Here is a 15,992-nt window from a genome sequence, read left to right as displayed (position 1 = left end):
TTACATCGTCAATACTTATGTCAGGTATTTTTTATACTAGTGTAAGATATACTCACACTTTAATGAAAAAATACGAATATAGACAAATAGCCTAAATCTCCGGTTTCGTTGCCGGAAAGATAGGCTTATTTATCACATGAGAATGATACATTTAATTTGTCATTTTATCAATATTTTACCTATTATCAATAAAATTCGTCTTTGTCAATATTAACGACTTGCAGTTATTGGTGATTTCTTTGTATTAAATGTCTTACCTACGATTGGAGCGAGCTTCTCTAGATCCTGAAGCAACTGAGCAAACTGATCCGGGAACAACGATTGAACACCGTCGCCCGTCATCGAATTATCAGGGTCTGTATGCATTTCAATAATCAATCCATCCGCTCCAGCTGCCACAGAAGCCTTCGTCATCGGTTCAACAAGCTCTCTGCGTCCCGTTCCATGACTAGGGTCAGAAATGACCGGCAGATGGCTGAGCTGCTGAAGTACAGGAATTGCTGACAAATCCAGTGTATTACGAGTGTAAGTCTCAAATGTACGGATTCCGCGTTCGCAGAGCATCACGTTCGGATTCCCTCCCGCCAGGATGTACTCGGCTGCATTCAAGAATTCATCATAAGTTGCACTGAAGCCGCGTTTAAGAAGCACAGGCTTACCGCAGGTTCCGAGCTTGCGAAGCAAGTCAAAATTTTGCATGTTACGTGTTCCAACTTGAAGGATATCTGCGTACTCGGCACAAATGTCTACATATTCAGGTGTCATGACTTCAGTAATGGTTAGAAGGTCGTGTTTCTTCCCCGCTTCCGCCATCATGATAAGACCCTCCACCCCAACACCTTGGAAGCTGTAAGGGCCGGTCCGTGGTTTAAATGCTCCACCGCGAAGTATCTGACCGCCTGCTGCCTTGACAAGTCCAGCAATCTCATCGATCTGCTCTGCGGATTCAACCGCACAAGGACCGCCCATGACGACCAGCTCACCGCCGCCAATATTGACTCCCTTTATTGAAATGACTGTATCTTCAGGATGAAAGTCTCTGCTTGCTAATTTGTATGATTTCGAAATTTTGACCACGTTCTCTACACCTTTCATTTGTCGTAAATGTTCTGCTAATTTGGGTTCAACGGAGCCAATGAGACCGATGACTGTCCGATCCTTCCCTCTCGAGAGATGAACCTGGAGCCCTTCCTTCTCAATGACGGCAATAATATCCTGAAGCTGTTCCTCTGGCGTAGAGTTTCCTGTTATAACGATCATATATCATCGATACCTGCCTCTCGATAAGAAATTAAAGTCCGTTTATGAATGACCTCATATTTTGTATAAGTTATTTCACACTTAAACGCTTGTTCGCTTTTAAGCTTTTATACGTTAAAGCAACTATACATCATTATTTCTCATTCGTCAATAATAGATTAGCTTATGTACGCCCCCTACCTTTTGACACTGTCCCAAGCATAAATTTCTAAAATCGAGTAGGAGGCTACCCATTAATTGAGTAGCCGACCTCTCACACCACCGTACGTACCGTTCGGTATACGGCGGTTCAACCGCTTAAGTGCAAGTTACGTAAATGCTCGTACTGAGCAGGGAAGTCATAATACCCTGCTTGTGCGAGCCTTTTGTTTGTTATGGAACGAGACAACACCGGGCTTCCGGCGATGCGCCAGTATCCCAGTCGTGAGTTTGCCCATTGGTAGGCCTGCCACTCCGGTATTCCCAGTTTTCGCAGGTTTTGCGCCTTTGTTCTTGGCTTCTTCCATTGTTTCCAGATGTACATACGGAATCGTCTTCTCAACCATTCGTTCCATCTCTGCAGAGTCCGTTTCATGTCCGCTACGTAGAAGTAACCTATCCAGCCGCGAATATAGACCTTCACCTGCTCCATCACTTGACGGACATTCTTGCCCTGGCTGCGTTTCGTGAGTTCCTTCAGTTTCTTCTTTGCTTTCGCAAGAGATTGTCCATGGGCGCGGATGTGTACTCGGTCCCTGCTCTTTCCCAGAGCAAAACCAAGGAATTTAAAATGCTTTCGGGCCACGATGCTTACGACTTTGCTTTTCCGTCGATTTATCTGAAGTTTCATTCGCTTCTCTAGATACTTCTGGCAGGACTCCAACAGCCGCGTTGCTGCACGTTTGCTTTTCGCCAGCACTACAATGTCATCTGCGTAGCGGATCACATTCACTTCTCGGCTTTTCATCTCTTGGTCGAACTCATTCAAATAGATATTCGCCAGCAGCGGCGATAGCGGGCCACCTTGAGGTGATCCTTCTTCCGTTTCGCGCCGCACTCCGTGCTCCATGACCCCGCTTTTGAGATACTTCTTGATCAGATCAGTTACCCGCTTGTCCTGGATTTGTTTGCGCAAAAGATTCATAAGCAGCTCATGGTTCAGCGTGTCAAAATATTTGGATAGATCGATTTCTACTGCGTAGTCGTATCCCTGCTCCGCATACTCTTTTACTTTGCGAATGGCTTGCTGCGCACTCCGCCCAGGGCGGTAGCCATAGCTTCCTTCCGCGAATAACGGTTCGAACAGGGGTTGTAGCTGCTGCGATATCGCTTGCTGAATCACGCGGTCTATTACCGTAGGGATACCGAGCTTCCGCACTCCACTTCCATCTGGTTTCGGGATTTCTTTACGCCGTACCGGGTTTGGTTTGTAGCTTCCGTCCCGGATACTTTCCAAAAGCCCCTCTCTGTGTTCCCGTAACCACGGTAGTGCCTCCTCGACTGTCATTCCATCGATTCCCGGTGCTCCGTGATTACGTTTGACCCGCTTGTAGGCCTTGTTCAGGTTATCCCTGTTTAGTATCCTCTCAAGCATGTCCGTTGCACCGCCTCTTTCTCTACGTTCCCGAGTGCCGGCACTCCGCGCTCCCGCATACTCTTCGCATTCCATGCTATCCCTTTGCAGGCAGCCCTTTCGGTATTCTGCTTTCATCGTGCCGATGCTCCTTCCAGTCTATACTCGAGGCTTACGATTGTTCGGCCCTTCCCGAAAAAAAACTTCTCGGTACTATGGCCTCTGCTGACTTCTCACAGCAAGCTTTACTCCGTCTTTTCGGATTTTTTTTTTTCCTACCGGACGTCTGTGAGACCTCCCCGGGTAAGAGCGATAGCCTTCCCCTCATCCATCTGCCACATTTACATGCCGGGATTCGGGCAGTATTGGACTTCGCTTTGATTAGCAAGCTCGTCCGTCCCGTCATGCCTTGTATGTGATTCCTGTTCGTCAGACCGAGGGTTTGCCTCCGGCTTCCTTCAGATTCCGCCTCGCGGCGGACACCCTTGCCTTTGGCTAACAGTTCCTACTGCCAAGCCTGTAGCGGACTTTCACCGCCGAGCTATCGCCCATGCCGGGCGCACTAAAAGAGGAAGATCAGCAAGTTGCCGACCTTCCTCGTGATAGTATTATGATTTGGTTTTGACCCGTACGGGTGGAAGCAGCTTCTTCATGTTGATGGTCCGCTGGATTTCCCAAGTCTCCGGTTTGTCATGATCATATTGCTCCAGATAGGTAATGACTTCCTTCGTAATTGGAGTAGGCGTGGATGCTCCTGAAGTTACAGCTACTTTATTGACGCCTTGAAGCCACTCCTGTTTAATCTCTGTTACATCAGACACCCGGTAAGCTGTAGTCCCTGCAATCTCTTCTGATACTTGAGCCAAACGATTGGAGTTATTGCTGCGCGGATCACCGACAACGATAACGAGATCGGCTTGACCCGCTTGCTCTGCAACAGCCTCCTGGCGAACCTGAGTCGCCAAACAAATCTCATTATGCACTTCTGCACCCGGATATTTTTCCAGCAGCTTCTTCATAATGTGCTTGATATCCCATTGGCTCATCGTCGTTTGGTTTGTAATGATGATTCTGCCATTTGGAACATTTAGTGCATCAATCTCGTCCTCACGTTCAATTAAGTGAACACAATCCGGTGCAATGCCAATGGCTCCCTCTGGTTCAGGATGCCCCTTCTTACCGATATAAATAATCTGATAGCCTTCTTGCGACTTTTCTTTAATCAGGTCATGAGTCTTAGTTACATCCGGGCATGTTGCATCAACAGTCGTAAGACCTTTGTCTCTTGCCAGCTTGCGCACTTCAGGAGAGACCCCGTGAGCTGTAAAAATAACCGTGCCCTTCTCAACCTGCTTCAAGATCTCCATCCGATTCGGGCCATCAAGCGTAATAATGCCTTCGTCTTCAAAGGAATTCGTCACATGGCTGTTATGAACGATCATACCAAGTATATAAATGGGCCGCGGTAAATCCAAATTGTTCGCCGCCTGTCTTGCGAGCACCATAGCATCTACCACACCATAGCAGTAACCGCGAGGAGAAATTCGTAGTACTTCCATGTTGCCACCTGCTTTCTTTACACATAATGGAGCCTGTAATCTTCGTCTAAGAAAAGAGCTCCGCATTTCGTATTATACCTTATTCCAGAGGGGGAGCCAACTCGAGCGGGAGCCATACAATAAATGTTGTTCCTTCTCCCAGCTTAGTTACAACCTCCACTGATCCGTTATGCTCGTCAATAATCCATTTTGCGATGGATAATCCAAGTCCAGTCCCCTTCGTGATCCCCCTTGACTCATCTGCTCGGTAGAAGCGGTCAAAGATGTAAGGAACCTCATTCTTATCCATTCCTATGCCCGTATCACTAATGCGCAGACCCACTTGTCCGTTATACACCACAGCATCGAGAGTCACTTCACCCTCAGGTGTATATTTAAAGGCATTCTCTATAAAGATAAACAGCATTTGCTGCAAATAATCTTTATTACCTAGAACATAGGCGCCATTGAGCACTTCAAGATCGCTGTATTTCCATTCTGCCGTGCGAGGAAGATGTTGAGCTCTGCGTGCTACATCCTTCACCAATATCGACAGAGGAGTTGGGTTCAAATCTATGGTCTGCCCTGTATCTGCACGAGCCAGGGACAGCATATCATTAACGAGCCTGCTCATTCGTCTGCCCTCATCCGCAATATCCTCAATGGCTTCCAAGGTCATTTGCTCCTTCATTTCCTCTGTCAGCGGCTTGCGGTCTTCCGGATCGGGATCCCACAGCTTTTTCAGGAAATCGGTATTGCCTCTGATCGTCGTCAGCGGAGTTCTTAATTCATGAGAGGCGTCAGAGACGAATCGTCTTTGGGCTGCATAAGCATCCTCCAGCTCTTTGAAGAATCCCTCTGTACGTGCAAGCATGTTATTTACAGTTGTGATCAGTTTGCCAATCTCATCATTAGGTCCGTTATACTCGATTCGTATGCTCAGATCATTTCCAGACTGAATACCATCTGCCGCATCAATAATATGGATCAGCGGACGCATGGACTTGCGGGCGAGAAACAAACCTACACTCATGGCCAGAACGAGCGTAATGATGGACACATAGATCAGAATGAGCAGCAGCCTGTCCATTAAACGATCTTCGGATGCCGTAATTGTGCCTACTTGCAGCATACCAATCACCTGATCTGTCGATTGCAGCACCAATGGAAACTGATACACGAGAAAAGGGGAATTATCGACGGTCATTCTTGCCCAGCCCTCGCTCGTTCCCGCTTTCTCAAAGTCAGGCACGCTAAACCGATAATCACGTAAATTATCAGAAGCCACCGCTCTGTCGCTTGTATAGTTATATAATTGGACATAAATTTGCAAATCTGCAAGCTGATTCGCCTTCTCTGGAAGAATCAAATTCAGCTCCTCGGTAAAATCCGGATTTCGAACGAGCACAGCACTAATACGCTGACTGATACTCTTTGTCTGAGTGAGAATCTCGGATTCTACATCTTCGTATGCGTAATAATGCACAAGGGCGTAAATTACGGAACCAAATAGAAGCAGTACGGCAGCAAGCAAGCCTGAATACCATAAAGTCAGCCGTAACCGGATGGACATACTAGTTGTCTCCTCTCAGAATATAACCAGCACCACGAATGGTCTGAATTATACGTTTACCTCCGTGCTCTTCTGTTTTTTGCCGCAGCATTGCAATATATACCTCAAGTACATTCGACTCTCCACTGTAATCAAAGCCCCAGATCTTATCCATTATTAAATCTCTGGACAGCACACGCTTAGGATTCTGCATGAACAAATACAGCAGTTCAAATTCTTTAGCCGTCAGATCAAGGCGCTGTCCTGCACGATGTACCTCACGTGCATCATAATCCAGGATCACATCTTCAAATGTCAGTCGGTTGCTGCTGCTCTCATTTGTTTCCGTCTTACGTCTCAACAGCGCTCTGACCCTGGCGAGGAGCTCTTCCAGCGCAAATGGCTTAACAAGATAATCATCTGCACCAAGGTCAAGACCCTTGACCCGCTGCTCAATTTCGTCTTTTGCCGTCAGCATCAGGATAGGGACCGTGCTTCCCCCTTCCCTAAGCCGTCTGCATACTTCAAATCCATCCACCTTGGGCATCATCACATCGAGAACCACAACATCAGGATCGACCTCAAGCATTTTTTGTAAACCCTCTGCTCCGTTTGACGCCGTAAGCACGTCATACCCTTCAAAGGCAAGGCCTCTTCTAAGCATGGATATAATTTTATCGTCATCATCAATAATTAAGATCTTCGAACGCACCCCAGCATCTCCTTCTTTATCCCATTCAATGAATGGTTCTCTTTCTCTTTCTTCCTTATATTGTATCAGGCATCGCGTTTGCTTTCTATCTCATACGAAGAAGGCAAAAAAAAGCGAAAGGGCGTCTCCCCCTTCGCTTTCAGCTTATCAGATATTCATTCTGATACGTTACACTTACGGCGCAATGCTTTGTGAATTTTGAGTTTCCGTCGTGTCAAAGTCATTCCGATCGCCGATCTTTACTTTGACATCCATCGTGTTCCCATCTCTGTTTACATTCAATGTAATTTCATCACCGACTTTATGCGTTTGAATCTGTTCAATAAGATCGGTGGTTGTTGCATAGTTCTCGCCGTTAATTCCTGTAATAATATCATACGGACGAAGGTCTGCAGTATAAGCCGGAGATTGATAAACCAGGTTCATGACAACAGAGCCTTCTGTAAGATCAGTTCCCATCTGTTTCGCCACTTCCGGAGTCAAATCCATCAGAGACGCGCCAATGAATGGCTCTGGTTCTTTTGGGATTTCTTCATTATTTTTAAGCTTATCAACTACATTCAGAATAACACTGGAAGGAATCGCGAATCCAATACCCTGTGCATCTGCACTTACAGCCACGTTCATACCGATCACTTCACCCTGCAGATTGAGAAGCGGGCCACCCGAGTTCCCTGGGTTAATCGAAGCATCGGTTTGAAGCAGGTTGTTGTACTCATTCGCTTCACCTGTTGTTTCATCATTAATTGTAATCGTACGATCCTTCGCGGACAGCACTCCTGCTGTTACCGTATGCTCGAATCCGCCTGGGTTACCAATTGCGACGAGCCATTCACCTACCTGTACATCATCGGAGTTGCCCATAGCCGCGACTGGAAAATCATCGCCTTCAATTTTGAGCACGGCCAGATCCAGATCTGGACTGCTTCCGAGCAGCTTCGCTTCGTACGGTTTATTATTGTCCTCCAGTGTGACCTGGATAACATCAGCACCCGAAACCACATGCTCATTAGTCAGAATATAACCGTCTTTCTCAAAGATAAATCCAGATCCTACACCCAGAGGAGTCAGTTGGCTGGAGGATTGTCCGTTGCTTCCATTTCCGTTTCCGTTTCCGTTGTTCGAGCTGCTTCCTCCGCCATTACCGCCGAAGAAGTATTGATATAGTGGATCATTATAATATGGACTTTGTCTTGAATTGCTTGATGCTGAATTTGAGAAGGTCTCAATTTCTACAACCGCGGGACTTACTTTGCTAACGACACCCGATATATCCTGTGAACCCACAGGCAATGAGGTCGTTACACCCGAGCCGCTTGATGTAACTGGCTCGCTGCTGGCTGTCTCGCCTGCTGAAGTTGTATTGTTCGATAATGCGGCTTCCGGGGTAAATAAATTCATACGATCGGATGTAAACATTAGGACCGCAATAACGAGCATACCTGCAATAAAGGAAAACACACCTGTTTTGAAATTCGATCTCGTTTTGGGCTTGCGATTATAATTCCAGTTCCGCTGATCTCCACCGCCTCCGCCGGAACCTTGAGCTTCACTATCGGAACGGTTGTAGGAGCCTCCGGAACGAGTGAAATGGCTTGAGCTTCTCTCAACCATGGTAGGTATAGGTTTAACGGGTTCAGGGGGTGTAACCTCTACATCGTTTGCCTCAGGCGTATGATTCTCCTTATCGGTATTCATGGATTGAAAGGGTCCATAGGAATAATAGTAAGAGCTGCTGTTTTCGGATTTGCGGGATTCATTAAATGATTGTTCACGCTCATCATCTTCACGACCGAATCTGTTATTGTTGTTATTGTCGCTCATGTCGTTTGACCTCCTAATCTCATATTACAGAAGATGTTCTATTAACTGTCTTTATTTTGTACTTTAAACCTTAAGTACACATTAAAAACAATTAAAAAGGAGATAAAACCGCATAATTTTCATGAAAGAACATATCGGATTGATCTGTTACAGGTAGTGAAGCGATTATGTATTTACCCAGCCTTTGCGATGAGCGTAGATGGCCAGTTGTGTCCGGTCCTCCATTTCACATTTCATCAGCAAGTTGCTGACATGCGTCTTTACTGTCTTGATGCTGATATGAAGCTCCTCAGAAATATCCTTATTACTCTTACCTTCGGCAATAAGCAGCAGCACTTCCTTCTCCCGCTCTGTCATTCCCGAATCATCTTCCTTGACGGTTTTTTGCCGCAGTCCTCTTGTCAGCGCTCTCGATATATCATTGGTCATGACAGGCATGCCTCTCTTTGCTCCTTGCAAAGCATAGATCAGCTCTTCTGCGGACACGGTTTTTAATACATAGCTCACCGCCCCGGACTCAATAGCCTCAAGTACAAGATGATCCTCCAGAAAACTGGTCAAAATAATGATTTTTACATTCGGGAATTCAGGCAGAATAGCTCTGGTTGCTTCCGCTCCGTTCAGCCGCGGCATCATCAAATCCATCAGAATCAGTTCTGGTAAGTCGTCTGCAGCACAGTTTCGAAGAAGCTCAAGGGCATGCTGTCCATCCGTTCCCTCGAGAACGACTTCAAACGAAGGATCCAAACTCAGATACGTTTTTAAGCCCATTCTTACCATATCATGATCATCTACGATCATAATCTTTGTCTTCTGCACGCTCATTCATTCCTTCTCCTTTTATAATAGAAGATACTCAGGTCAGGCTTCATCTGGGAATTTGGGTATAAGCACCCTAATTGTTGTCCCCGCACCTGGCAATGTAATGATATCGACATGACCTCCGAGCTTCTCCGCTCTCTCTCTCATGGTCATTAAACCGTATGATCCTTGTCTTCCTGACTCATCTGCCTTAAATCCCTTGCCGTTGTCACTTACACTAAACGCAATTTGTCTGGGCTCCTCTCTAAGTGACAGGCTTACGAAGCTGGCTCCCGAGTGCTTTACAATGTTCGCCATCGCTTCTTGTATAATCAGAAACATTTGATGCTCGATCGCCTCAGAAATATCACCAATAATCTCCAGCTCTTTAACACCTTTCAGCCCATTCTGCCGACAATAATCCGGAAACCAGATTTCAAGCGCCTCAGCAAGACTTCGATTCTCGAGCTCAACCGGCCGCAGCTGGGCAATGAGTGCCCGCATCTGCTTCTGTGCAGTCTGAGACATCGTGATCAGCTGATCCAGCACCATCTTACCTTGCTCTTCATTCCGATTCTGAAGCAAAGTGGGCAAGGCAGAAGCGGACATATGAATGGCAAATAACTGCTGACTGACCGTGTCATGCAGATCTCTGGCCATTCGCCGCCTTTCCTCAAGCACTGCGGTTTCAGCAGCCTTTTCCTTCTCCACTACCTCCTGCTCTCCCCACTTTTGCACCCATTTTACCTTGTGCTCCACGGCATCCATCATCGTATTAAACTGGCGGTACACACTGGAAAAAGAGGAATCCTCCGTTTCACTCATTCGAGTCGAAAGATTCCCTTTAGTCACCTGCAGCATGCTTAAGTCCAGCATATCAATTTTGCGCTGAATGCGCAGCCCTGCAATATATCCGATCACAATGGTTGAGATCACAATCGTAATTACAGAGTAGATCCAGGCTGGAGACTGCGTAAAATCACCAAGCCCCCTCCTGAGTGTCGTATAAATAATTCCGATGGTAATCAGACTGTTTGTGACAAAGAACAACAAGAGCTCCCATTTGGCTGTACGAAATATCATCTTCATCATTTTAACCTACCGAATTTACTTTAACGTCACCGATAAACACACTGACGATAATCCGTACTTTCTTCTCAGCTTCTTTGTAATTCGGTGTCTGGGCGCTGACATTCCCCATAAATCCACTCTTGGTTTCACTCAGTACGGTCATATCACCAATAAACGAATTGGAGTTAACGGTAATGCCAAGATCCATGTCTCTGGGTGTGTATACTTTGATGTCGCCAATAAACGCCGAAATATTAATTCTGGTTTCTCCATAAGGAATTTGGGCTTTGGTCAAATCAATAACGGTGTCTCCGATAAACTGCGATATGTTCGTAGGCTTGAGTTCATAATATTCTTCACCCAGCTTAATTTCACCTATAAATGTAGATTTGTTTATCTTTGAGTCATCATTATACGCGTAGCCCGTGTTCTTCTCGCTGTTGTCCCATTCATAGCTGTGGCTATACTCATGCTTATTCTTATGATGCTTGTTTTTATGGTTGTGATGTTTATGTTTGTGCTTTAGGTTGTCTTCGAAATGGAATTCTTCTTCTATTGAAGACTTCTTACTTTTGCTGCTCTCGTCCTGATCGTAAGTCTTTCCAAACTTCTGCTCGAACTGCTGATCCAGATCACTGTACATTGGAGGCTGAGGCTCAGCTGGAATATGATTCGGAAAAGGGCTCGAATGATGAGACTCCGAATCCTCTGTATGCTTGCGATCTCTTCTACGCGGGCTAAGGAGGACATACAAACCGCCTCCCACAAGGGCAATTGGTATTGCATACCGGAACAAATCACCGAATGAGAGTGACACGAATCCTAGATTTTTGCCCATAAAATAAATACCGAGCGCAAGCAGCACCAGACCGCCCACATTATTTTTTTCCTTTAAATTGATAAAACCGAGATACAGCAAGATAACCGGCCAGAACGTCGAAATGATATATCCCAAACTGATATCACCGGTATACCTGAGCTGAAGAAACACCATAATCCCAACGCCAATAAGAAGGGCTGCACCTACAATTCTGTTAAACATAAGCTCTGATCTCCTCAACTGATTATTGACTTGCTTTAGCGAAAAACTGAATGGTACTGCTTGTATGTATTCATTATATGTCAATAACTTGGAATGAAGGAGCGGCGCTGGAATGAAATTCATCTCAGTCTCTAGACGGAGACACTTCCTTTTTATGTAAAAAAAACAGGCCCCGAAGGGCCTGTCCTCTATACATTACTGTTTTTTGTTCATTTTAGACTGTTGAACTTTTTGTGCAGCAGCGTTTGGCTCTGTGCCAAATTCTGCATCATACTTCTCATCTGGTGTTTGGAAGTTATCTTGCACTTTGTTCGTTTTAGCTTGTTGAACTTTTTGTGCAGCAGAATTTTGTTCTGCTCCAAATTCTGCATCATACTTCTCATTTGGCGTTTGGTAACCTTGAGCGTTTTGAGAATTTGCTTTTTTCACTTGGTTCACCTCCCTTTTCACGCAAGTGAATGATCTGCATGCTGTTGTCTGGGCGGGGTGTCTTTCGATCCCCGAAAAGTATTATGTGACGATCCATGTGTTCTTATTCAGCTCCTTCAAAATTACAAATATATAAAAAGAGCCCAAAGAAATGAACAGAATATGCTGTCAATTCCTTCGGACTCGCCTGATCGTGCAGATATTAAATTTCCTTGTCAAGCAGTGCATCTGGGATAAATTTATTCACCGTTAATGCCTCTCCTAGCTGCTTGATCATTTGCTCTGTACATTTCCCATTCCCTTGCTTCACAACTTGCACCTGCACATCCCGCTTTCCCCATTCACTATATACTGCCTTGGTCGTGGGAAAATAAAGATCGATCTTGGAGCCTTTAATAGCGGAGCCTGTATCAGCTACAATTCCATATCCGTAGCCAGGAATATACAGGACGGTACCAAGCGGAAACACCTTGGGATCAGCAGCAATGGTTGAAACCCCTTCTTTATTGCGGTGTACTTTGACGCCGGAATAGGTTATTCCATACTCAGGATGATTCGGTCGTTTTCCTGTGGATTCATATCCTGCCGTATAACCGGTAGCTGTCACATTTATCGTGTGGAGCACCTGCTCGCTTTTGGGCGCAAGAACAGCCTCTGATTTCTCGGAGTCCCTCGCCACAGCCTGCGGATTACAGCACAGCAAGAAGAAACAGATCAGCAGGAATTGAAGTAACATCATACGTCGCCGAATCATGCGATATTCCATAAGATGAACCTCCCTTTCATATGCAGAGGTTCTCCATATCGAATCCATATTATGCAAAAGGATCAATTTCATCATGTGTAATGAAATTGATCCTTGCTGTTTTTAAACTGTACGTGAATTAATTTCCTCTTTCAGCATCGCCACAACCTCTTGAAGCGGCTTCGCCCCAAGATCCCCCTCACCGCGTTTGCGGACAGACACACTGCCTTCATTCATTTCATTTTCCCCGACAATGAACATATAAGGAGTCTTCTCGAGCTGAGCTTCACGAATCTTGTAGCCCAATTTCTCATTCCGCAGATCGGCATTTACCGAAATACCGGCACGCTTCAGCTGATCTTCGACCTGACGCGCATACTCTTCGAAGTGAATGGATACCGGAATAACTTTGGCCTGAACCGGAGACAGCCAGAGCGGGAAGTTTCCAGCAAAGTTTTCGAGCAAGAACGCAGTGAAACGCTCCATAGTTCCCAAAATGCCGCGATGGATCACGACTGGACGATGCTTCTGACCATCTTCCCCTACATATTCGAGTTCGAAACGCTCAGGCAGCAGGAAGTCCAGCTGTACAGTGGAGAGTGTCTCTTCCTTGCCAAGAGCTGTTTTAACTTGAACATCAAGTTTCGGACCATAGAATGCCGCTTCCCCTTCTGCCTCATAGAACGGCATATCAAGACCTTCTACAACCTCTCTAAGCATACGCTGCGACATTTCCCACATCTCATCGTTTTGGAAATATTTCTCTGTATCCTGAGGATCACGGTAAGACAGTCGGAATCTGTAATCATGAATTCCAAAATCTTTGTATGCAATCATGATCAGTTCAATAACGCGTGCGAATTCTTCCTTGATCTGATCCGGGCGACAGAAAATATGGGAATCGTTCAGTGTCATTGCACGAACACGGTGCAAACCAGTCAGCGCTCCTGACATTTCATAACGATGCTGCATTCCAAGCTCTGCAATACGGACAGGCAGATCCCGATAGCTGTGCATTTCATTTTTATATACCATCATATGGTGCGGACAGTTCATCGGACGAAGTACAAGCGCCTCGTTATCCAGCTCCATAGTAGGGAACATATCCTCCTGATAGTGCTCCCAGTGACCCGAAGTTTTGTATAGCTCGACATTACCCAGTACCGGAGTATATACGTGCTGATAGCCAAGACTTTCTTCCAGATCCACAATGTAACGCTCCAGTGTACGGCGCAGCTTGGCACCATTCGGCAGCCAGATCGGCAGGCCTTGACCTACCAGCTGAGAGAATGTGAACATGCCGAGCTCTTTACCGAGCTTACGATGGTCACGCTTCTTCGCTTCTTCCAAATAATGCAAATGCTCATCTAGCTGAGCTTTCTTGGCAAATGCAGTACCGTATACACGCTGCAGCATTTTGTTCTTGCTGTCACCGCGCCAGTATGCTCCGGCCACGTTCATCAGCTTGAACACCTTGATCTTGCCAGTGGAAGGGACGTGTGGTCCGCGGCACAGATCAAAGAATTCACCTTGCTCGTAAATGGAAATGATGCTGTCCTCCGGAAGATCACGGATCAGCTCCAGCTTGTAAGGATCACCAAGCTCACCAAAGATACGAAGTGCTTCCTCTCTGCTCACTTCCTTGCGGACGATCGGAAGATTCTCATTCACGATTCGCTCCATTTCCTTCTCAATTTTGAGAAGATCTTCGGGGTTAAGCCCATGCTCAAGATCCATGTCATAATAGAAGCCATCTTCAATGACAGGTCCTACACCGAGATGCACCTCTTTGTTCCCGAATAAACGCTTAACCGCTTGGGCCAGCAAATGAGCAGAACTGTGACGAAGCACTTCAAGCCCATCTGATGAATCTCCGGTTACGATCTCAACGACGGCACCTTCCCGAAGTGGAGTGGATAGATCCACCACAATTCCGTCCAGCTTACCCGCTAGTGCATTCTTTTTGAGACCACTGCTAATGGAAGCAGCAACATCTAGAATACTGGCTCCATTGTCGTACTCTCTGACTGATCCATCTGGCAATTTGATACTAACTGACATGTTTACTTCCTCCTCATCGCTTGTATAAGCCGGTGACGAAAGAGTGTATTCTATGCGAACGCAAAAAACACCCGTCCCGGCAAAGGGACGAGTGTGTATACTCGTGGTTCCACCCTAATTCAGCTGCTTCAGTTAAACTACACTGTACAGCCCTCATTTAAGCATGTATGATAACGGACATGATTCCGGCGGTTCTTACTAGCCTCCCCGTGAGGATAAACGTTCTGAACTGCAGCTACAAAGGGGTAAGTCTGTAGCAGGTAACCGGAGGAAATTGCAGCCTGATGTTCCCTCTCTCTGTACTGTCCTTCTCTAAGACCCTTGTCTTTGTCATCGCTTTTAATAAGCAGTATTATAATTCCAAAGTTTCCTCTTCGTCAAGTGACAATGAACCAGCTTCCGTTAAATTCCGGCAATGAACACAGCTCCGGCAGATCTCCACCTTATCTTCAAAGATTTGAGAGATCGTATGGATCAGCGGAAATTCCGGAGTTTTCGTATGCAGCTTCATTTTTTTAGGGGAAATCGAAATTAAGCGGCTAATAATCATATCTTCGACTTCCATCTCAAGCTCCATACCCGGCATTTCCATAATTACACTTTCTTCTTGCGGCATTGGCATCGGCTTATAGGCTTCATCCAGCAAAATAAAATCATGCTTGCCCTTATGAACCACATGAATTAAAGGAACCTTAGGATCCTGAAAATAAACAAAGTATTTCAATAAGCCCATGAATTCTTCATATTGTCGATCCATATAGAACTCGTCTAAAGCATATTCCACAATCTCATGCAGTTCATTCTTGTATTCCTGAAGGCGAAATTGAATGGCTCCCTCTAAGTGAACAACCGGTATGTCCTGAAGCGTATCTAGAATACCTCTTGTAAGCTTGCCATGTCTTAGCTCGCGAGTCCCCTGCTCTGTCTCCATTCTCGATTTCAACAGAGGTGCACATATGCGCTTCACCCGTTCCAGCTCGTCGGGCTCCATGTTGACGCATTCCCTTTCAATCAATCGCCTCAGCTGCTGCTCCTCTTTGCATTCAATGACATAATCCGCAAGACCGGATGCCATAATTTCATACATGCGCGGCAATCCATCTTGGAATCCGGGATGGTTCTCATATCCTTTGCAGATCCAGGCTGCCTTGCCCTCATGCTGACGATAAGAGAATCGGAACCCTTGTTTACTTATATGTAACCCCTTCGTCTTATCTTTGATGAAACGGTAAAAGTGTTCCGCTGTATCTTGGTCCTGGGCTTCCGTCCATACCACGAACAATTCCACAAGGCTCACTCCCTTCTCTTTCTTAGAATTATTATATGGTCAGCAAGAGGGGGATATACGAAGCGGCTTTTTGGAAAGGTTGTCATGTTTTCTCAATATAAAAGAAAATAAATACCT

Annotated in this window: 13 protein-coding genes; all 13 read right to left on the bottom strand. The window is 45.8% G+C overall.

Annotation, left to right across the window (positions count from 1 at the left end):
• Positions 1-210: 210 nt before the first annotated feature.
• On the bottom strand, positions 211-1,260 hold the full coding sequence (gene aroF, locus PUW25_RS07785; RefSeq protein ID WP_047909982.1) for a 3-deoxy-7-phosphoheptulonate synthase: 1,050 nt from the start codon (positions 1,258-1,260) through the stop codon (positions 211-213).
• A 289-nt stretch (positions 1,261-1,549) separates the two neighbouring features.
• Positions 1,550-2,950, bottom strand: a complete 1,401-nt coding sequence (ltrA, locus tag PUW25_RS07780; RefSeq protein ID WP_047911907.1) for a group II intron reverse transcriptase/maturase — start codon at positions 2,948-2,950, stop codon at positions 1,550-1,552.
• A 470-nt stretch (positions 2,951-3,420) separates the two neighbouring features.
• Positions 3,421-4,371 (bottom strand): 4-hydroxy-3-methylbut-2-enyl diphosphate reductase, encoded by a 951-nt coding sequence (locus tag PUW25_RS07775; protein ID WP_274336877.1) that lies wholly within the window; start codon positions 4,369-4,371, stop codon positions 3,421-3,423.
• 79 nt (positions 4,372-4,450) lie between these two features.
• Positions 4,451-5,923, bottom strand: coding sequence for a sensor histidine kinase (locus tag PUW25_RS07770; protein ID WP_047909984.1), 1,473 nt, complete (start codon positions 5,921-5,923; stop codon positions 4,451-4,453).
• A gap of 1 nt (position 5,924) precedes the next feature.
• The gene (locus PUW25_RS07765) at positions 5,925-6,614 is read right to left on the bottom strand and encodes a response regulator transcription factor (RefSeq protein WP_047909985.1); all 690 of its coding nucleotides are present in this window, start codon (positions 6,612-6,614) and stop codon (positions 5,925-5,927) included.
• A 174-nt stretch (positions 6,615-6,788) separates the two neighbouring features.
• Positions 6,789-8,438 (bottom strand): S1C family serine protease, encoded by a 1,650-nt coding sequence (locus tag PUW25_RS07760; protein ID WP_274336876.1) that lies wholly within the window; start codon positions 8,436-8,438, stop codon positions 6,789-6,791.
• A 165-nt stretch (positions 8,439-8,603) separates the two neighbouring features.
• A complete protein-coding gene (locus tag PUW25_RS07755; protein ID WP_274336875.1) occupies positions 8,604-9,263 on the bottom strand; it encodes a response regulator in 660 nt (219 codons plus the stop codon).
• A gap of 36 nt (positions 9,264-9,299) precedes the next feature.
• Positions 9,300-10,328 (bottom strand): sensor histidine kinase, encoded by a 1,029-nt coding sequence (locus tag PUW25_RS07750; protein ID WP_274338280.1) that lies wholly within the window; start codon positions 10,326-10,328, stop codon positions 9,300-9,302.
• A gap of 4 nt (positions 10,329-10,332) precedes the next feature.
• Positions 10,333-11,352: a cell wall-active antibiotics response protein LiaF gene (gene liaF, locus PUW25_RS07745; RefSeq protein ID WP_047909988.1), complete on the bottom strand. Its 1,020-nt coding sequence runs from the start codon at positions 11,350-11,352 to the stop codon at positions 10,333-10,335.
• A gap of 195 nt (positions 11,353-11,547) precedes the next feature.
• A complete protein-coding gene (locus tag PUW25_RS07740) occupies positions 11,548-11,781 on the bottom strand; it encodes a hypothetical protein (RefSeq protein WP_052511688.1) in 234 nt (77 codons plus the stop codon).
• Between the two features lie 202 nt (positions 11,782-11,983).
• Positions 11,984-12,547 carry a 3D domain-containing protein gene (locus tag PUW25_RS07735; RefSeq protein WP_274336874.1) on the bottom strand — a complete coding sequence of 188 codons (564 nt, stop codon included), beginning with the start codon at positions 12,545-12,547 and terminating at the stop codon, positions 11,984-11,986.
• 102 nt (positions 12,548-12,649) lie between these two features.
• A complete protein-coding gene (thrS, locus tag PUW25_RS07730; RefSeq protein ID WP_047909990.1) occupies positions 12,650-14,587 on the bottom strand; it encodes a threonine--tRNA ligase in 1,938 nt (645 codons plus the stop codon).
• Positions 14,588-14,939: 352 nt separating this feature from the next.
• Positions 14,940-15,875 (bottom strand): putative sporulation protein YtxC, encoded by a 936-nt coding sequence (locus PUW25_RS07725; RefSeq protein WP_047909991.1) that lies wholly within the window; start codon positions 15,873-15,875, stop codon positions 14,940-14,942.
• Between the last annotated feature and the right edge of the window lie 117 nt (positions 15,876-15,992).

It is taken from the genome of Paenibacillus urinalis (genome assembly GCF_028747985.1).
Taxonomy (GTDB): domain Bacteria; phylum Bacillota; class Bacilli; order Paenibacillales; family Paenibacillaceae; genus Paenibacillus; species Paenibacillus urinalis.
Note: the sequence above shows the minus strand (reverse complement) of the source record. Positions and strands in the feature narration are given on the sequence as shown.